Here is an 18,266-nt window from a genome sequence, read left to right on the forward strand (position 1 = left end):
ATGTGGTGCAGGGACTGGTGCAGGGATGGGTCGGACGGGGTGGAGTGGTGGGCTCATTTGACGCTTCCGGCACCGAGGCCGTTGCGCCAGAAGCGCTGCAGCAGCAGGAAGGTGATGATGAGCGGGATGATCGACAGCAGCGCGCCGATGAGCACGTAGCCGCGCAGCTCGGGAATCTGGTTGACCTGGGAGTTCCAGGCGTACAGGCCGAGGGTGACGGGAAAGAACGTCTCGTCGCGCAGCATGACGAGCGGCAGGAAGAAGTTGTTCCAGATCGCCACGAACTGAAAGAGGAACACCGTCACCAGCGCGGGGGTCATCAGCCGCACCGATACGGTGAAGAAGGTGCGCACCTCACCGGCGCCGTCGAGGCGGGCCGCCTCGATCAGCTCGTCGGGCACGCTCGCCGCCGCGTAGATCCGGGCGAGGTAGACGCCGAACGGGCTGACCAGACTCGGCAGGAAGACCGACCAGAACGTGTTGGTGAGGTTGATCTGGCTGAAGATCAGAAACAGCGGCAGGGCAAGGGCCGTGGCGGGAACGAGCACCCCGCCGAGCACGACGTTGAACAGCGTTTCCCGGCCGGGAAAACGGTACTTGGCGAGCGCATAGCCGCACATCGCGGCGAGGATCGTGGCGATCAGGGCGCCGCCGCCGGCGTAGGCGACGCTGTTGAGCATCCACCGCAGGTAGACGCCGTCGCGGTAGGTGACCAGGTTGGTCACGTTCTCGATCAGGTTGAAATCAGCGAACCAGAGTGGGTTGGTGCTTGTGAACTGGGTGCTGCTCTTGGTGCCGGCGACGAAGAGCCACCAGATCGGCACCAGGAAGTAGAGCGTGAAGACGGCCATGACCGTCATGGCGCTCACCCGGGAGAGTACGCTCTCGCGCGGCCCGCGGGCTCGGGGCTGACCCTGCTGCGGGCGACGGATGCGACCGCTCGGCGGCTGCGCGGCGGGCGCGGTATCGACGACCGCTGTGTCCCGGGGCGGGGTGGGGGCGACGCGGCTCATTTCTCGTCCTTTCGCTGGGTGAACTTCAGGAACGCGAACGAGAGGATGAACGTGGCAAGGGCCAGCACCACGGAGAATGCGGCCGCCAGGTTGAAGTTCGGGATCGAGGAAGTCGAGTACACGGTGAGGTTCGGGGTGAAGGTGCTCGTGACGGCACTGCTGAAGCTGCGGAACACCTGCGGTTCGGCGAGCAGCTGCAGGGTTCCGATGATGGAGAAGATCGCGGTGAGGGTGATCGCCGGCAGGATGAGGGGGATCTTGATCGACCAGGCGATGCGCAGCTGCCCGGCACCGTCGAGGCGCGCGGCCTCGTAGAGTTCGGCGGGAATGGCGAGCAGCGAGGAGTAGATGATGAGCATGTTGTAGCCCACGAAGACCCAGGTCACCACGTTGGCGATGGCCCACAGCACGAGGTCGGCCGACAGAAAGTTGATGTTGCTCGTGACCGCGCTGAACGGTGACAGGCTCGGCGAGTAGAGAAAGCCCCACATGATGGCCGCGATGACGCCCGGCACCGCGTACGGCACGAAGAACGCGAGGCGAAAGAAGCGCTTGCCGCGCAGCAACGGAGAATCCAGCAGCAGCGCGAAGATCAGGGCGAGGCCGAGCATGATCGGCACCTGCACCGCGCCGAAGGTCAGCACCCGAGCGATGGATTCCCAGAACGGCCCGTTCTGGAACACCAGCACGTACTGTGTCAGCCCGCCGAACACCTCGCGGGCCTCACCGAAGGTGCCCTCCCGTTCGATGACGAGCAGCGACTGATAGATCGCGTATCCGATCGGCACCAGGTAGAACAGCGTGAACAAGATGCCGAAGGGCACCACGAAGATGATGATAGCGAGCGGATGCTGCACCCGGGTGCGCGCCCCCTTGCGCTTCTTCGCGGGCCGCGGCGGAGCATCCGCTCGGGGCGTGGGGGCCAGATCGACGGAAGCGCTCATGCGGGTGGGTCCTCTCTGATGACGCGCACGGCTCCGGCCGGAACGCTGATGGTGGGGCTGGCCGGGCTGCCGGTGACGAGCTCGAAGCCGCGGGCGGGCACGGAGACCGGTTGGTCGCCGTGGTTGATCACGAAGAGGTAGCTCGGTCCGACGCTTCCGCCCGGCGCGCGGCGACGCACGACCTCGAGGCTGCCGTCGCTTTCCGGGCCGATCGCCACCAGGTCGGCGCCGGCAGCGACGGTGCGCAGGGTGTCGCGCAGGGCCTCGGGGGCGAGGGCGGTCGCCAGGTACCAGGCGGCGCCGGCACCGTGCTCATTGCGGGTGATGGCGGGCACGCCCGGCAGCGGGCCATCCGTGTACCGGGCCAGCACGCCAGCACTGGTGGTGCGCAGCCGTTCGGTCCAGAGGGTCGCACCGGCACCGGAGTCGAGGGTGACGCTCTCGCCGGGCAGCAACGGGGCGAATTCTTCGACCGTGATGCCGAGCAGGTCGCGAAACGCCCCCGGATACCCGCCGAGCCGCACCCGGTCGTCGTCGTCGACGATGCCGCTGAAGAAGGTGACGACGGCATGGCCGCCGGCGGCGACGTAGTCGGCGAGGTGCGCCGCTTGCCGATCGGATACCAGGTACAGGTTCGGAGCGATCACGAGCCGGTAGCCGCGGAGATCGGAGTCGGGCGAGACGATGTCGACGGTGTGGCCCAGCTGGTGCAGGGCGGTGTAGGCGGCGTGCACCTGCTCGAGGTAGTGCACCTCGTGGGAGGGCCGGGACTCTCCGTCGCCCGACCACCAGGCCGGCCAGCTGAAGATCAGCGCGACGTCGGCTTCGACGACCGTGCCGACGATCTCGTCGAGCCGGTTCAGCGTGGCACCCAGGTCGACGACCTCGCGCCAGAGGGCGGTGTCGGTTCCGGCGTGCGGCAGCAGGGCGGAGTGGAACTTCTCCGACCCCTGCACGGATGCCCGCCACTGGAAGAAGCACACCGCTTCTGCCCCGCGCGCCACATGGGCGAGGGAGTTGCGGGCCATCTCGCCGGGGGCCTTGGCGAGGTTGTGCGGCTGCCAGTTGACGGCGCCGGTGGACTGTTCCATCAGCAGCCAGGGGGCTCCGCCGGCGAGCCCGCGGGTCAGGTCGGCCGAGAAGGCCAGCTCGGTGGTCGGGTCGGCCAGGCGGTGGTCGAGGTAGTGGTCGTTGGCCACGATGTCCATCTCGGGCGCCCAGCTCCAGTAATCCAGGTTCTGGATGTGCGCGGTGACCATGAAATTGGTCGTCACCGGCACCGTGCTGTGGCGGCGGATGAGGTCGCGTTCGCCGCGGTAGTAGTCGAGCAGTTCGTCAGAGCTGAAGCGGTGGAAGTCGAGCACCTGGCCCGGGTTGCGGCTGGACAGGGTGCGCAGCGGTGGCAGGATTTCGGCCCAGTCGCTGTAGGCCTGGCTCCAGAAGAAGGTGCCCCACGCTGCATTGAGGGCGGAGATGGTGCCGTAGCGCACCTGCAGCCAGCGTCGGAACGACTCCGCCGAAGCGTCGCAGTAGCAGAGCGCGTTGTGGCAGCCGAGTTCGTTGGAGACGTGCCAGAGGGCAATGGCCGGATGCTGCCCGTAGCGTTCGGCGACCCGCTGCACGAGCGCGAAAGCGCGCTCCCGAAAGACCGGCGAGCTGGGGCACCAGGCCTGGCGACCACCGGGAAAACGCCGGGTGCCATCATCCGCTACCGGGAGGATTTCGGGGTGGCGGGTGGTGAGCCACGGCGGAGCGGACGACGTGCCGGTGCCGAGGTTGATGCGGATGCCGCCCGCGTGCAGCAGTTCGATGATCGCGTCGAGCGCGGAGAAGTCGAAGACCCCGTCTCGCGGCTCGAGCTGTGCCCAGCCGAAGATGTTGATGGCGACGAGGTCGACACCGGCCTCACGCATGAGCCTCACGTCTTCGGGCCAGAGCTCCGGGCTCCACTGCTCCGGATTGTAGTCACAGCCGTAGGCGATGCCGGGGTGCACGAAGACCGGGAGTGCCTCGGCGGACGGCGCGACGTCGGGCACCGTCGGTGCGGTCCGGGTGCTGGCGTGGATGGTCATGTGCTCCCCGTTGAGGTCTTGCGCCGATGCTGTCTCGGCCGCGTCAGGCGATTTCTGTGAACGTGCACAGAATGGGGAGCAGAACTCCTCATTGAGTTTCTGTGAACGTACACAGATTATTCAGACGCCGGTGCCCGTGTCAAGGCTCCGGTTCGATACAGTCGATAAATGGGGATCCGATGGTGAGCGTTCCGGCCCGGCGAAAGCGTGCCACGATTCACGATGTGGCCGTCGAGGCCGGCGTCTCGCGCGGCACCGTGAGTCGGGTGGTCAACGACGAGCCCTACGTCTCGGCGAGCGCCCGCGCCGCCATCGAAGCCGCGATCGAGAAGGTCGGCTACGTGCCCAACAATGCCGCCCGCAGCCTGGTCATGCAGCGGTCCCAGGCGGTGGGCTTCATCGTGCACGAACCACACTCCCTGTTCCTCGAAGATCCCAATATCGGCGAGATCCTGCTCGGCGCCAACACGGCGCTCTCCGACGCCGACTACCAGATGGTCTGCCTCATCATCGACTCCGAACGGGACACCGCACGGGTGGCCCGATACCTCAGCGGCGGCTTCGTCGACGGGGTCATCATCGTGTCAGCACGCCAACACGATCCAATCACGCGGGTCGTCGAGAAGTTGGGCCTGCCGACCGCCTTCGTCGGGCATCCGCCGGATTTGCGTGACCTGCCGTTTGTCGGCATCGACAATCGTCGCTCGGCACGTGACCTCACCGAACGCCTGCTCGCCACCGGTCGCCAGCGGGTGGGCATGATCGCGGCCGCACTCGACCGCGATTCGGGCGCCGACCGCCTTGCGGGCTTCACCGACGCCCTGGGTGAGCGTTTTGACCCGGCCCTGGTTGCGAGCGTGCCGCTCTACGCCTACGCGGCCGGGGTCGAGGGCATGCGCGAGCTGTTGCACCGCTCCCCCGACATCGACGGGGTCTTCGCCGCCTCGGACGCCGTGGCCGCCGGTGCCCTCGAAGCCCTGCGCGACGCGGGCCGCAGCGTGCCCGGCGACGTCGGCGTGGTGGGTTTCGACGACAGCGCCTGGGCCCGGCGCACCCAGCCGCCGCTCTCGACGGTGCACCAGCCCGCATCCGGCCTGGGCGCCGGGGCGGCCGAACTCGTCTTGCAGCAGCTGCGCGGCGAGGCGACCCCCGTCGGCGGCCTCTTGCTGCACACTCCCATCGTCTGGCGCGCCTCCGCCTAGGTTCGGCGGAGGTTCCGCAGAGCCTGTGTGGGCGCGCAATCGGAGCGACCGCTGGCGTAGCGTAGTCGCAGGACCACGCGCGAGCATTCGGTCGGAGCCGGACAAGGAGAACGAGTGCGCAGATCATTTGGTGTGGCGCGCCTGCTGCTCTCTGCCCTCTCGCTCACGGCCCTGATCGGGTATTTCATCTTCACCCTCGGGGTGGCGGGCTTCTACATCAGCTATTACTTCGGCTATTTCACCGTGCAGAGCGGCATCGTCGGCTGTGTGGTGTTTCTGCTGGCCGGCCTGCGGGCGCTGCGCACCGAGACGGATCCGGTCTGGCTCGACATGCTGCGGGTCAGCGTCACGACCTACATCCTGGTCTCCGGGGTCGTCTATGCCCTCATCACGTTTCAGCCGGCCAACGTCGCCTACGCCGTTTCAATCCCGTGGTCGAGCCAGATTTTGCACTTCTGGATTCCCGCCCTCGCGGTCATCGACTGGTTCGTCGACCCGGACAAGGCCCGCCTGCCCTGGAAGAACCTCGGACTCGTGCTGGTCTTTCCGGTTTTCTGGCTGATCTTCACGCTGGTCCGCGGCGACCTGATCGGCTGGTACCCGTACTTTTTCCTCGACGCCCGGCTGGTCAGCGGCCCGCTCGAAACCTTCATCTACTACGTGCTGATCGTCGTCATCATCACCGGGATCGCGGCGCTGCTCACCGCGGCGACCCGCATGAAACCACACCGCTTTCACCCACGCATGAGCGTTCTCGGCCAGCGCAGCGGCCGCGTGCGCGCCGCCACCACCCCGAACACACCCGGTGACGCACCCCGTGATGCGCCGACGGCGACGGCTACGGAGCGGCCAGGAAAGGTTCGAGTGCGCTGAGCGCGGCAACCAGAAAGTCCTCGTCGGTGACGGATGCGAGCCGGTCGGCATTTTCGGCCGCCACCACTCCCATGAGCACTGGCTCCCCGGTGAGCGGCAGCAGGTTCACCCAGACCGGAAAGTCCGGGTCGCCGCCGACGATGGTCCAGAGCGGGGCGTCCGTCGTCCAGAACGGCTCCTCGAATCGCAGCCAGACCTTGTCGAGAACGCCCATGCCGAGCGCGGCGATCGCCCCGCGATGCGCGAACGGCAGCGCCGGGGAGAATTCGAGGGCTTCGTCCTGCAGCACGCCGAGCGGGATGGTGACGATCACGCGATCGACGGACATCGATTCGCCGGCGCCGAGCCGCAGGCTGACACCGTTGTCGTCGTAGGCGACGAGCGTGACGACGTTGGAGGTGACGACGTCGATGTCGGCGGCGAGGTCGTCGAGCAGGGTGCGAAAGCCTCCGAGCACGAGGCGCGGGGCGGGCGGCGTCGCGTCGGTCCCGGAGTCGGTCCCGGAGTCGGCGCTCGCGTCGGAATCGGAGAGGGCCGGGGCGCCGGGCGCGTACCAGGCCGAGACTTCCCCGGGGCCCGCGCCGGTGTCGACCTTGAGGCCGGTGGCGAGGTCGTGGTCGAGCCAGTCGGCCGGGGAGACGCCGGTGTCCGCGACGGTCGTCGAGAGGGTGCCGTTGCCGGAATCGACGATCGCCCGCTCGACCGACACGTCCCTGGCCTGGTCGGCGGCCCAGGCGAGTGCCGCCGCCATGCCCTCGGCGCCGACGGGGTCGAGGTCGACGACGGCGCCGGCTCGGGTGCGGACCTCGGCCTGAGTGGTGAATTCCACGCTCGCCGCGCCCAACACGGTCAGCTGTTCGTCGAGGTCGGTGGTCGCGCTCGAGCGGATGAAGCTCGGGCCGAGCTCGATCGGGAACGGCCAATCGGCATCCGTCACGGTGTCGATGCGACCCCCCGTGCGGTCTCGGGCCTCGATCACGATCACGTCGAAGCCCGCGTCGACGAGCAGCCGGGCGGCGGACAGTCCGGCCATGCCGGCGCCGATGACGGCGATGCGCTCGGTGTCGTCGGCGAGCGCCACGACCTCGGCGCCGGCCCGCAGGCCGGACTCGCGGGCGCCCTGCACGGTGCCCGGTTCATCGGTCGCGGTCGCTTCGCCGGCAAAGAAGACCCGATCAGAGACGGGTTCACGCAGCGCGGCGCGATGTTCAGGGGTGGCACCGACGGCGGGGTAGCTGAAGGATCCGCGGGCGAAGGCGTCGCCGGCCCAGTCGGTGCGTCGCATGCTCAGCGGCTGTGGCACCAGGGTGGGCGTCGGCGTTCCGGTGACGGATGGCGTGGGCTGGGGCTGCGCGGTCGTGCAGGCGGCGAGCGCGAACACCGAGAGGCCGGAGGCCGTGCCGAGCAGCAGCGTGCGGCGGGTGAATGCGGCCCGGTCCATGCGTTCAGGCTACCTCAGGGTGGGGCAGGCCGGGCAGCCGGGGCGGCGGCGCGGCGAATTGTGGGAGCCGGGGTTGACATCCGCTGCGCATGGTAGTTAGTTAGTTACATGACCAACCAACCAGCGAACCGGGCGGGCCCGCGGTGATCGATTCGGGCAAGCCGATCTTCCTGCAGATCGCGGAACAGATCGAGAATGACATTCTCGACGGCGCGATCGCCGAGGAGAGCCCGGTGCCCTCGACCAACGAGTTCGCCGCGTTCTACCGCATCAACCCGGCGACCGCCGGAAAGGGCGTCAACCGACTGGTCGACGACGGAATTCTCTACAAGAGGCGAGGTATCGGCATGTTCGTCGCAACGGGCGCTCGCGCCAGGCTCATCGGGGCCCGCACCGAACAGTTCCGGGCGAAGTTCGTCGCCCCGCTGCTCGGTGAGGCCGCCAAACTCGGCATCACCCCGGAGCAGGTCGCGGAGATGGTGCGCGACACTCCCACCGAAACCCACATTCAGGAAGAGGCGATTCGCTCATGATCGGCACAGCATCCCCCGTCGTGCGCGTCGACGGCCTGACCAAGCGCTACGGCAAGGTCACCGCGATCGACGACGTCAGCTTCAGCGTGCACGCCAACAAGATCTACGGGCTGCTCGGCCGCAACGGCGCCGGCAAGACCACTATCATGCAGTTGCTCACCGGGCAGCAGTTCGCCACGAGCGGCACCGTGCAGGTGTTCGGGGAGTCCCCGGTCGAAAACGCCCGCGTGCTGCAGCAGGTCTGCTTCATCAAGGAGAGCCAGAAGTACCCCGACAGCTTTCGAGCCGATCACGTGCTCGCGAGCGCGCCGTGGTTCTTCGCCAACTGGGACGCAGCCTTCGCCGACCGGCTGATCGAGGACTTTCGCCTGCCGCTGAACCGACCGATCAAGAAGCTCTCCCGCGGGCAGCTCTCAGCGGTCGGCGTGATCGTCGGCCTCGCCTCGCGCGCCCCGCTGACCTTCTTCGACGAGCCCTACCTCGGCCTCGACGCGGTAGCCCGGCAGATCTTCTACGATCGCCTGCTCGAGGACTACACCGAGCATCCGCGCACCGTCATTCTCTCGACGCACCTGATCGACGAGGTCAGCAGCCTGCTCGAACACGTTCTGGTGGTCGACGAGGGCCGCATCCTGATGGACCAGGACGCCGATGACCTGCGCGGCAGCGCGAGCACCGTCGTCGGCAAGAGAACGGATGTCGATGCCTTCGTCGCCGGCCGCGACATCATTTCCCGAGATGGCATCGGAGGACTCGCCTCGGTGACGGTCACCGGGCTCACCGAGTCCGAACAGCACGTCGCACGCGCAGCGGGCCTCGAGCTGTCGCCGGTGTCCCTGCAGCAGCTGATCGTGCAGTGCACGACGAGCCGGGCCGGGGCCGGCACCGGCACTGCCGACTTCCGGGGCTCCGGCCGCACTGACACGACCAGCCGAACGATCGGCGCCGAGACCGACAACACGAGCAAGACCGATGCCTGGAGCACACGCGCATGACCCTCATCGATGGTTTTACCGAAACCGCAGCATCCGCTCGTCCGCGGTCCGCCGCGACCCGCATCTGGAACGTGGTGCGCCTGCACCTCGTCGACCGCCGCACCTACATCGGTATTCCGTGGCTGATCGTGGGCATGGCCTTCATCGTGACGGTCTTCATCGCTCAGATCATCGGCTTCACCACCGGCGGCCTCGGCACGGCCGACGCCATCGAGGGCCAGCGCTACAGCTGGGCCGTGATGAGCCCGCAATGGTACCTCGTCGTGGTCGGCGTGCAGGCGATCTCGTTCGGCTTTCCGCTCGCACTCGGCTACGGGGTGACCCGGCGGGACTTCTACCTCGGCACTGCCCTGCTCTTTGTACTCATCTCGGCCGGCAACGCCATCGCCTTCGCGGTGCTCACCCAGTTGGAGCAGGTCACCGAAGGCTGGTGGATCGACACGTATATGTTCAACGCCCTCTGGCTCGGGCTCGAGGGCTTCTGGGTCGACCTGTTCTCGTTCTTCGTGATGCAGCTGCTCGTGTTCTTCGTCGGGGCATCCGTCGCGACGATCTACATGCGCTGGCGCATGCCCGGCATGCTCGTGTTCTGGAGCTCCCTCGTGCTGCTGATCGTGGCCACGGTCACGGTGATCACCTTCACGAGCAACTGGATTCCGGTCTCCGTCTGGTTCGGGGCCCAGGGAATCGCTGGCATCTTCGGCTGGCTGCTCATCCCGGCCGCGATCGCGGGGGTCGGCGGGTTCCTGGCGCTGCGCCGCGCCACTCCCAAGAACTAGCGCCGAGCTCGGCTGCCGGCGCGCCACGCCGTTGCTGACTCAGCGGCCACCCCGTGGCGAATTCAGGAGGACCCCACGGCCTGCCGCCCTGCCGTCGCACTGGTCAGGCGGCGCGCCGGTCGCGACCACTTGAATTTCCTGAATTGGCCCCAGTGAATTGGCCCCACGGTGAAATTGGCCACGGTGAATTGGCCACCGTCGGGACTCGAAAAATCGAGGACCGTTCCCGCACCCGAGGCGTCTAGGCGGGCGGCAGCAGAAAGCCGTCGTCGAGCAGCTCCCGCACCCGCGGCAGCAGCTCGGCGCTGAGGTCACCCTCATCGGCGTCGAGCAGCTGGGCGAGCGCCCCGATGATCGCGCCCACGTTCAGGTCGCCGTCGCAGGCGCCGATCAGCGCGGCGAGCGCCGTGTCGAGGGCCACCTTCCGGCCGAAGCCACCGCCCTGGTGCAGGGTCATCAGGGTCGGGTCGTCCTGGCCGGGCCAGAAGTGCCGCTCCTCGGTGACATCGCTCGCCACGGTGAGGTGCGCGCGCAACAGGCGGGCGTCGTCCATCGCCGCCTGCCAGTCGTGGGCGGCCAGGCACGCCGCGAGGTGGGAGCCGAGCCCGGTCGGGTTGTGGCCGAGGGCGTCGGGCAGGCGTTCGAGGCGGCGCAGGGTGCTGGCCCCGGCCGTTCCCACGTGCCCGTCCGGAGTGGCGGGGAGACGCAGCAGCAGGTAGCCGAAGCCGACGCGGGTCACGCCGCGGGCCGCGAAGTCGTCGAGCCAGGCCGTGTAGAGGCGGTCGAAGTCGGGGCCGGGGCGGGTGCCGCCGTCGCGGATCCAGGTCTCGGCGTACTCGGACGGCAGCTGCACCTCGCGTTCGATGACCCACGCGTCGAGCGGCGGTGCATCCGCCGGCTCTGTACCATTCGACGGAGTTGACCGGTCATATTCGGTGGTTCGGGCCGATGCGGGCCGTTCTGCGGGCGCATCTCCGTCGAATGGTACGGGGCCGGGCGCCGCGGGGGCGTCGAGCCAGGATTCGAGGCGGGCGAACGCGTCGGTGACGGATGCCGTGGGCCCGGCCTCGACACCGGCTGCGGCGGGCGCGGCGGCGCGGTATTCCCAGTTGCCGAGCAGCTGCGCGACGCCGCCGGGGTTCAGGTGGGCGGCCGCTCCGCGCACGACGGCCTCGACGAGGGCGTCGCCGACCATTCCGCCGTCGCGGTACTCGTAGCTCGGCACGCCCGGCGTGCGCGGGGTGATCACGAACGGCGGGTTGGAGATGATGTGGTCGAACCGCTCGCCGGCGACCGGCTCGAAGAGGCTACCGAGGCGAAACTCGATCGTGTCAATGCCGTTCAGCGCCGCGTTCAGGGCGGCGAGTTCGAGGGCCCGCTCGGAGATGTCGGTCGCGACGACGTGCTCGGCGTGGCGGGAGGCGTGCATGGCCTGGATGCCGCATCCGGTGCCGAGGTCGAGCACCCGGCCAGCCGGGGTCGGCATGATCAGGCCGCTGAGGGTGCGGCTCGCGCCGCCGATCCCGAGCACATGGCTCTCGCCGAGCGGACGCCCGAGCGCCAGCTCGCCGAGGTCGCTCACGATCCACCAGCTGTCGGCCCCGAACTCGTCGAGAAAGCTGTACGGGCGCAGCTCGACGAGCGGGCGCACCCGGGCTGGCGCAAACGGTGCTGAGGCGGGGAGTTCAGCGGAGTCGATTTCGGCACCGGAAGGATCGGCACCGGAAGGTTTGGCACCGGAAGGTTTGGCACCGGCGGGGACGAGCGAGGTCACCAGACCGAGTTCCGCGGCACCCGACGGGTTGGTACCGGCGGCCACAGCGCCGACGGGAACGCCGGCGGAGACGAGTCCGAGTTCTTCGGCGCCGGCGACCGTCAGCGTCGGGAGCGCCGCGGCCAGGTCGGCCTGGGCGACGGACAGCCCGAGTACGAACAGCTCGGCGAGGGTCGCCGAGGGTTCAACGCGGCCGAGTTTGGCCTGCAGGGCGGCCAGGCCGCGCCGGGCCGGAACGCGCTGGTTGCGCTGCAGGGCGGCATCCGCTTCGACGCCCCACAACCCGGTCAGGGCCGTCACGCTGAAGTTGGCGGCGGCAAGGTCGGAGCGGAGCCGGGCGATCAGTACGGAAGTCACTCCCCAATTAAACCCGACGTCGGCCCCCGAAAGATCCGACCGTCGTGGCAGTCGCGGCACTCGCGTCCGGCGTCGCCGCGGCACAACTCCTGCAATTCATGCCAACCCGGCCTAAATTCGTGGGTAGGCACGCGCATTCTGGGCAACGAGCAGGAGTTATGCCGCGCGGCCTCCCGCCACGGACGACCAGCCACGCCAGAAAGGCCCACGATGAGCACACGGATGCTGTTTCTCGCCGACACCCACCTGCCCACCCGCGCACCGGCCCTGCCCGAAGCCGTATGGGACGCCGTCGAGGCCGCCGATGTCGTGTTCCACGCCGGGGATTGGGTCAGCGTCGACCTGCTCGACGAGCTCGAAGCCCGCGCCGCATGGGTGGTCGGGGTGTTCGGCAACAATGACGGGGCCGCTCTGCGCGCCCGGCTGCCGGAGGTCGCGCGGGAGACGATTGAGGGCATCCGCTTCGCGATGATCCACGAAACCGGGCCGGCCACCGGGCGGGAGACGCGCGCTTCGGGCCTCTTTCCCGACGCGGAGGTACTCGTCTTCGGACACAGCCACATTCCGTGGGACACAACCGCGCCGAGCGGGCTGCGCCTGCTGAACCCAGGGTCGCCCACAGATCGTCGCCGGCAGCCCACGGGCACGTTCCTGACCGCAGTGGCCGACGCCGGCACCCTGCGCGACCTCACCCTGGTGCCCATCGAACGCTAGCGCCCGTGACGAAAACCGGATGACGGCTGGCCGCTCGAAAACCGGATGAATCGCGGCGTGTCGCACGATCCTTCCTGTTTTCGCCACAACCACCGGTTCACCAGCGGGTCAGAGCCAGCGCATAGTGAACGCGCGCGCGACGAGGGCACTCGCCGGCGGCGCGGCGAGTGAACGCACGAGCGCGTTGCGGGCGGCCAGAAGCGCACCGGTCCGGGGGCGGCCCATCGCCATGTTGAAGCCGGCCTGCACGGCGGCCGTGCGCGCGGTGCGCCGTCGGCGACGGTCGTAGGTTTCGAGAGCGGATGGTGCGGCATCCGTCTCGCGAATCGCGCGCCGCAGCGCTGGCGCGAGCTGCACCGCGTCGAGCCAGCCGAGGTTCATGCCCTGCCCGCCGATCGGGCTGATCTCGTGGGCGGCATCGCCGACCAGCGCGATCCGTCCCGCCACCAGGCGCGCGGCGAGGTGCTGCTGCACGGCGAACGCACTCGCCGGGCCGAGGGGCACGCCCACATCCACACCCGTTCGCCAGCGGATGATGCCGGCCAGGTCGGCGCTCGACGCCCCCGGCGACAGCCGATCGGTCATCGCGACCCAACGCCGGCGCCCACCCGGCAGCGGGAACGACTCGACCACTCCCCCGCGCTCGAAATACAGCACGGCCCGCGAGTGAGCAGTTTTTGCACTTCCCGCGCCGTTTTGGTGCATATATTGCTCACTCGCGAGAGGTTCCGTGTCGAAATCGCCCATCAGGTAGGTCGCGGGCGGGCCGTATTTCGTGAAGCGGATGCCCGCGGCCGCACGCACGACGCTGCGCGCGCCGTCCGCGCCCACCACGTACCGGGCCTGCACGGTGCCGGTCGGCACTTCGGTGGGCTGCGCGGTGCCGGTGGGCACTTCGGTAGGCTGCGCGGTGCGGCCGGGCGCCGCCGGTGCCTCCCGCACGTCGACGTCGACGTCGACGTCGACGTGGTCGCCGGCGTCGCGCACGCCCGTGACGATTGCGCCCCCACGCACCCGGCCCGGCGCCAGTTGGTCGAACCGTTGCCGAAGGAGCGCCTCGGTCTCGTACTGCGGCAACGCAGCCACGAACGGATACTCGGCTCCCACCCGAGTGAACTCCATGCGTCCGAGCCGGTGCCGGTCGCACTCAACGACCCCGTCCTCGATCTGTACGGCACGTTCGATCAGCGCGTCGGCGACGCCGATGCGGGCCAGGGCCCGCAGCGACGGCGGGTGGATGCCAATGGCTCTGGACCTCATCGACGGCTCCGTGCGCCGCTCGAGCACCTCGACGTCGAGGCCCTCCGCAGCGAGCAGGCACGCCAGCATCATGCCGACCGGCCCACCGCCGACCACGATCACGTCGCGCATCCCGTCACGCATTCCGTCACGCATCCGGTCGCACATCGGGCGCCGCGCCCGTTGCCGCGGCGGACGTCGAGGCTTGCGGCGCGCGCCAGCGCAGCTCCAGCCGGTACGGATGCGCCCGGCGCACGCGCCAGCCCGGCGGCGCGACCGCCCGCAACTCCCGAGCGGTGAAGCTGCGCCGAATCGAGGTCAGCCCGTCGGCACGAATGTACGAACGGCGAAAAAACGGCCAGGTGCCGAGCGAGAACCCGAGGTACGCCAGCCGGCCGCGGGCGATGTCGGCGTGCAGTGCGCCGCAACGGGCGAGCGCCTGCGAGTCGGCGAGCACGCCCTGCAGCTCGGCGGCGTTCAGGTGATGCAGAATGTGGTTCGACACCACGAAGTCGAAGCGGGCGCCCTCCGCGACCAGCTCAGAGCTGAGCGCCCGCCGAAACGTGAGGCCCGCAACGGCCGGTTGCGCCGACGCCCACGCGTGCGCCCGCGGGTCGGGATCGATTGCCGTCACCTCGAGCCGCAGCCCGTCGCGCGCCGCCCAGCGAGCCAGGCAGCGCGACACGTCGCCGCCGCCGGACCCGATATCGAGCAGGGTGCTCGGCCGGGTCGTCGACAACCCGGGGCGGATGCTGCGGCGATACATGCCGCGCCACCCCGACACGACGCGGTTCACGACGGGAAAATCGGCGTAGGTGCGGTCGAGCTTCTCGGGGTCGCAGTCGCCGTCCATGATCTCGACCGCGTCGATCGCCCGGGTGCGCAGCACGGGAACACGCAGCACCGGAACACGCAGCACCGGACTGCGCAGCAGCGGGGCCACGCTGCTAGCCGATACCCACGGCGACGGTCATCAGCCCGGACTCGACCGTGAGACCGGGCCCGAACGCCATCGCGCACACGCGTTCCCCGTCGGCGGTGGCCGGCGCCTCAAGGATCTCCTTCATCACGAACAGGATCGTCGCGCTCGACATGTTGCCGTGCTTGCGCAGCGTCTCCCGCGACGGCACGAGCTGCGCCTCGCTGAGCCCAAGCTTCGCTTCGGTCTTGTCGAGGATGCTGCGGCCGCCCGGGTGAATCGCCCAGTGCGCGATCGCCGTCGACACCGGCGCCGGCAGTACCTCCAACGGCGCCTGCAATGTGGCGACGGATGCCCCGGCGCCCGTCTCGGTGTCGGCACTCGTCGCATCCGCGGTCACCGTTCGCCCGGGCCGCGCGGGCCGGGTCGACTCTGTGGCGTCACGGTCGACAGCGAGGTCGAGGCCAAGAGCGAGGTCGAGGTCGGCTTCGAGGGCGGCCGTCTCGCCGACTGCCCCGAGCACCGCCGACAGGGCCGCATCGCGGGCGAACAGCGGCGCGAGCGCCCCCTCGATGTGTTCGTCGATGATGTGCGGCACATAGGTGCTCAACACCATCTCGAAACCCTCGTCGCCAATTTTCCACGCCATATCGCCCTCGCCGACGGGCGTGATCACCGTCTCGAACAGGTCCAGGTTCAACCCGCGTTCCCCGAGAGCGAGGGGGCGCGCGCTCACAATGCCGGCGGCGGCGCCGTCGGAGAACAACGAGGAGGCCACGATCGTGTCGGGATCGTTGGAGGTGCGCAGGTGCAGTGAGCAGAGTTCGGCGCTCACGACGAGCACCACGGCGTTCGGGTCGGCCTCGACGAACTGTTTCGCCGTGCGCAGGGCCGGCATCGAGGCGTAGCAGCCCATGAATCCGAGGTGGTAGCGCTGGGTCGCGGGGCTGAGGCCCAGTTCCCGCACGAGCATGTAGTCCGGCCCGGGGGCGTAGAAGCCGGTGCACGAGACGGTGACTACGTGGGTCACGTCGGCGGCGGTCACGCCCGGGCAGGCCTCGAGGGCCTTGCGGCCGGCCTCGACGAAAAGCTTGGTGGCTTCGACGATGTAGAGCTCGTTGCGCACCCGGGTGCTGGGAATCAGCAACCGCTGCTCACTGGGATCGAAGAACTGGGGGTCGCTACCGGTGGCATCGAGGGTGAGCTCGTCGATCACCGTATGCCGGGTGTCGATGCCGGACACGTTGAACGAGGTGGCGACGATGCGCTGGGCCAGGCGGGTGAGGCCGGGCTGCGCGGCGAAGACGTCGCGCACCTGCTCCTGAATCAGTACTGTCGGAGGAACTGCGGTCTGCAATGATCTCAGCGTGACGGCCATGCCCCAGTGTCGCACGCACCCCTCGTCGGGCAACAGGGTTTCCCACCAATCTCCCACCCAGCTAATGTGCCGGTCAGGCCCCATGCAGGACCCTTACGGAAGTCGGGCGAACAACCGCGTTCCGGCGAACGCGAGAACCAGCCCGACACCGACGATGCCGACAACGCCGCCGACGTAGGCCACGAGCATGCCCGGTGAGTCAGCGGATGCCCGCAGCACCGTCACGGCGAGGCTCAGCCCGGTCAGCCCCACGATCGGCACGAGCCACAGCCACCAGCGCGGGGCCCGCGCGCGCGTTCCGACGCTCGCGACCGCGTGCGCTGCCCGGGCCCGCACGGACAGCACGACGCCGGCGAGGCACCCCCAGAAGGCGACGACCAGCAGTGCGGCGACCACGTCGCTCGGCCGGTGCCACTGGTTGGCCAGGGTGGCGACCCCCGCTGCGATCGCAAAACTCGTGCCGGCGGCCGCGATGATCGGCCGGGTGCGCGGGCTCGCGACCAGGAAGACGACGAGGGCGGACGCCGCCGCCACCGTCGTATGCCCCGACGGGAATGAGTTTCCCGCGTAGCCGATCACGTCGAGGTCGGGCCGATCCAAAATGACATATTTCAGGATCTGCGCCGAGACCGTGGCCGCACCGGCAGCGGCGAGGGCCACGATCAGGGTGGCCCAGTTGCGACGCACGAGGGTGATGATCCCGGTCAGCACGAGCCCGATCACGACGGACACCATCGGCACCGCATCGAGCAGGCGACGGGTGAACGGGGTGACGCTGCGCCATCCGTTCTCGGCGCCGTCGTACGAAAGCTGGTCGGCGACCTGGCCCGTGATCGTGCGCACGAACACCACATACAGGGCGGCGAAGACGACCGCGAGCAGCACGGCACCGCCGAGATAGGCCAGCGGCCGAGCCGACGAAGTGGTGCGCATATTCCAGCTTCGCACAACCTCCTCTGAGAAGTCCCGGTGAGAATGCCGGCACGCGCCGGGCGCCCGCTGGGTGCCGTGCAGTCGATCAGTCGTCCTCGAAATGCGGGATCACGCGGCAGGCGCCCCCGCACGATCACGGGTTGACGGCGAGCACAACCTTGCCCCGCGCGTGCCCGGTCATCAAGTATTCATAGGCTTCCCGCACCTGCTCGAGCGTGAACACCCGGTCGATGGGCAGCACCACGTCACCGCGGGCGATGAGGTCGGCGAGCTCGGCGAGGTCGCCCAGTTTGGCTTCGACGCCGCCGATTCCGGTGATGCCCATGTCCGCTCGGTGGCCCCGCGCGGCAATCGTGTTGATGCGCGGTCCCGGAACACCGAGCTTCAAGGCCACGTCGATCGTGATCGGACCGCTGTTGTCGAGCGCGGCGGTGTATTTCGGTGCCGCCTGACGCAGCCGGTCGAGCAGGCCCTCGCCGTAGGCGACCGGAATCACGCCGAGCCCGCGGAGAAAGTCGTGGTTGGCCTCGCTCGCGGTGCCGACGACGGTCGCACCGCTGCGCAGGGCGAGCTGGCTGGCCAGCACGCCCACCCCGCCGGCGGCGGCGCTGACGAGCACGGAGTCGGCGCCGGTGAGGCCGAGCGAACGCACGCTCGCCCACGCCGTGCGGCCGGCGATGTCGAGGCTGCCCGCCTGTTCGAACGAGAGGCCAGCGGGTTTACGGATGATCCGGCTCGCATCGATGACGACCCAGTCGGCCTGGGCGTGCATCCGTTTGCCGCCGAAGACCGCGTCGCCGACCGCGAAGCCGGTGACGCCCGCGCCGACCTCGTCGATGAGCCCGGAGAAATCGTTGCCGTTGCCGCAGGGCGGAACGGCGTTGTAGGTCGCGGCGGCCGGCCCGCCCTTGAAGATCTTCCAGTCGACCGGATTCAGGCCGGCAGCGTGCACGCGCACCCTCACCTCGCCGCGTGCCGCCTGGGGCTGCTCATCGTGTTCGATGCGCAGCACTCGTGGACCACCAAATTCATCGATGCGTACGTAGCGTGCCATAGCGCCAGCCTAGGACTTGGCGCCGTCCCCGAGAACAACGCAGCGC

The 18,266-nt window shown here is 69.0% G+C and carries 16 protein-coding genes; 6 read left to right on the forward strand and 10 right to left on the reverse strand.

Features of this window, described 5'->3' with window-relative positions:
* Nucleotides 1-53 precede the first annotated feature (53 nt).
* The 3 genes from D6T64_RS07095 to D6T64_RS07105 are packed head-to-tail and all read right to left on the reverse strand — an operon-like array spanning nt 54 to nt 4,029.
* The gene (locus tag D6T64_RS07095; RefSeq protein WP_119973618.1) at nt 54-1,013 is read right to left on the reverse strand and encodes a carbohydrate ABC transporter permease; all 960 of its coding nucleotides are present in this window, start codon (nt 1,011-1,013) and stop codon (nt 54-56) included.
* A complete protein-coding gene (locus D6T64_RS07100) occupies nt 1,010-1,957 on the reverse strand; it encodes a carbohydrate ABC transporter permease (protein ID WP_119973621.1) in 948 nt (315 codons plus the stop codon). The genes D6T64_RS07095 and D6T64_RS07100 overlap by 4 nt, the downstream gene beginning before the upstream one ends.
* The gene (locus D6T64_RS07105) at nt 1,954-4,029 is read right to left on the reverse strand and encodes a beta-galactosidase (protein ID WP_119973623.1); all 2,076 of its coding nucleotides are present in this window, start codon (nt 4,027-4,029) and stop codon (nt 1,954-1,956) included. Before D6T64_RS07105 ends, D6T64_RS07100 begins: the two co-directional genes overlap by 4 nt.
* Before the next feature lie 179 nt (nt 4,030-4,208).
* Between D6T64_RS07105 and D6T64_RS07110 the strand changes: the two genes are divergently transcribed.
* Together D6T64_RS07110 and D6T64_RS07115 are read left to right on the forward strand one after the other, a co-directional pair.
* The gene (locus D6T64_RS07110; protein WP_119973625.1) at nt 4,209-5,231 is read left to right on the forward strand and encodes a LacI family DNA-binding transcriptional regulator; all 1,023 of its coding nucleotides are present in this window, start codon (nt 4,209-4,211) and stop codon (nt 5,229-5,231) included.
* Between the two features lie 114 nt (nt 5,232-5,345).
* Nucleotides 5,346-6,104, forward strand: coding sequence for a Pr6Pr family membrane protein (locus tag D6T64_RS07115; protein ID WP_147364500.1), 759 nt, complete (start codon nt 5,346-5,348; stop codon nt 6,102-6,104).
* Here the strand turns inward: D6T64_RS07115 and D6T64_RS07120 are convergent.
* Entirely contained in the window at nt 6,070-7,545 is a 1,476-nt protein-coding gene (locus tag D6T64_RS07120) for a flavin monoamine oxidase family protein (protein WP_119973630.1), read from the reverse strand. The genes D6T64_RS07115 and D6T64_RS07120 overlap by 35 nt on opposite strands.
* A gap of 143 nt (nt 7,546-7,688) precedes the next feature.
* On the opposite strand from D6T64_RS07120, the gene D6T64_RS07125 reads away from it, so the two are divergent.
* The 3 genes from D6T64_RS07125 to D6T64_RS07135 are packed head-to-tail and all read left to right on the forward strand — an operon-like array spanning nt 7,689 to nt 9,852.
* Nucleotides 7,689-8,078, forward strand: coding sequence for a GntR family transcriptional regulator (locus D6T64_RS07125; RefSeq protein WP_119973632.1), 390 nt, complete (start codon nt 7,689-7,691; stop codon nt 8,076-8,078).
* Nucleotides 8,075-9,073: an ABC transporter ATP-binding protein gene (locus tag D6T64_RS07130; RefSeq protein WP_119973634.1), complete on the forward strand. Its 999-nt coding sequence runs from the start codon at nt 8,075-8,077 to the stop codon at nt 9,071-9,073. Before D6T64_RS07125 ends, D6T64_RS07130 begins: the two co-directional genes overlap by 4 nt.
* Nucleotides 9,070-9,852, forward strand: a complete 783-nt coding sequence (locus D6T64_RS07135; protein ID WP_119973636.1) for a hypothetical protein — start codon at nt 9,070-9,072, stop codon at nt 9,850-9,852. The genes D6T64_RS07130 and D6T64_RS07135 overlap by 4 nt, the downstream gene beginning before the upstream one ends.
* A 241-nt stretch (nt 9,853-10,093) precedes the next feature.
* Here D6T64_RS07135 and D6T64_RS23180 read toward each other — a convergent pair whose 3' ends face one another.
* Complete coding sequence (locus tag D6T64_RS23180) at nt 10,094-11,983, reverse strand: DUF7059 domain-containing protein (protein ID WP_233550896.1); 1,890 nt, start codon at nt 11,981-11,983, stop codon at nt 10,094-10,096.
* A 210-nt stretch (nt 11,984-12,193) separates the two neighbouring features.
* On the opposite strand from D6T64_RS23180, the gene D6T64_RS07145 reads away from it, so the two are divergent.
* A complete protein-coding gene (locus D6T64_RS07145; protein WP_119973638.1) occupies nt 12,194-12,697 on the forward strand; it encodes a metallophosphoesterase family protein in 504 nt (167 codons plus the stop codon).
* Nucleotides 12,698-12,805: 108 nt separating this feature from the next.
* Here D6T64_RS07145 and D6T64_RS07150 read toward each other — a convergent pair whose 3' ends face one another.
* The 5 genes from D6T64_RS07150 to D6T64_RS07170 form a co-directional block, all read right to left on the reverse strand.
* On the reverse strand, nt 12,806-14,092 hold the full coding sequence (locus D6T64_RS07150) for an FAD-dependent oxidoreductase (protein ID WP_233550898.1): 1,287 nt from the start codon (nt 14,090-14,092) through the stop codon (nt 12,806-12,808).
* Entirely contained in the window at nt 14,085-14,879 is a 795-nt protein-coding gene (locus D6T64_RS07155) for a class I SAM-dependent methyltransferase (RefSeq protein WP_325049780.1), read from the reverse strand. The genes D6T64_RS07150 and D6T64_RS07155 overlap by 8 nt, the downstream gene beginning before the upstream one ends.
* A 4-nt stretch (nt 14,880-14,883) precedes the next feature.
* Complete coding sequence (locus D6T64_RS23185; protein ID WP_233550900.1) at nt 14,884-16,233, reverse strand: type III polyketide synthase; 1,350 nt, start codon at nt 16,231-16,233, stop codon at nt 14,884-14,886.
* 93 nt (nt 16,234-16,326) lie between these two features.
* Nucleotides 16,327-17,166 carry a phosphatase PAP2 family protein gene (locus D6T64_RS07165; RefSeq protein ID WP_119973642.1) on the reverse strand — a complete coding sequence of 280 codons (840 nt, stop codon included), beginning with the start codon at nt 17,164-17,166 and terminating at the stop codon, nt 16,327-16,329.
* A 133-nt stretch (nt 17,167-17,299) separates the two neighbouring features.
* Complete coding sequence (locus tag D6T64_RS07170; RefSeq protein ID WP_119973645.1) at nt 17,300-18,220, reverse strand: NADP-dependent oxidoreductase; 921 nt, start codon at nt 18,218-18,220, stop codon at nt 17,300-17,302.
* Nucleotides 18,221-18,266: the final 46 nt, after the last annotated feature.

This window comes from Cryobacterium melibiosiphilum (assembly GCF_003602235.1).
GTDB lineage: Bacteria > Actinomycetota > Actinomycetes > Actinomycetales > Microbacteriaceae > Cryobacterium > Cryobacterium melibiosiphilum.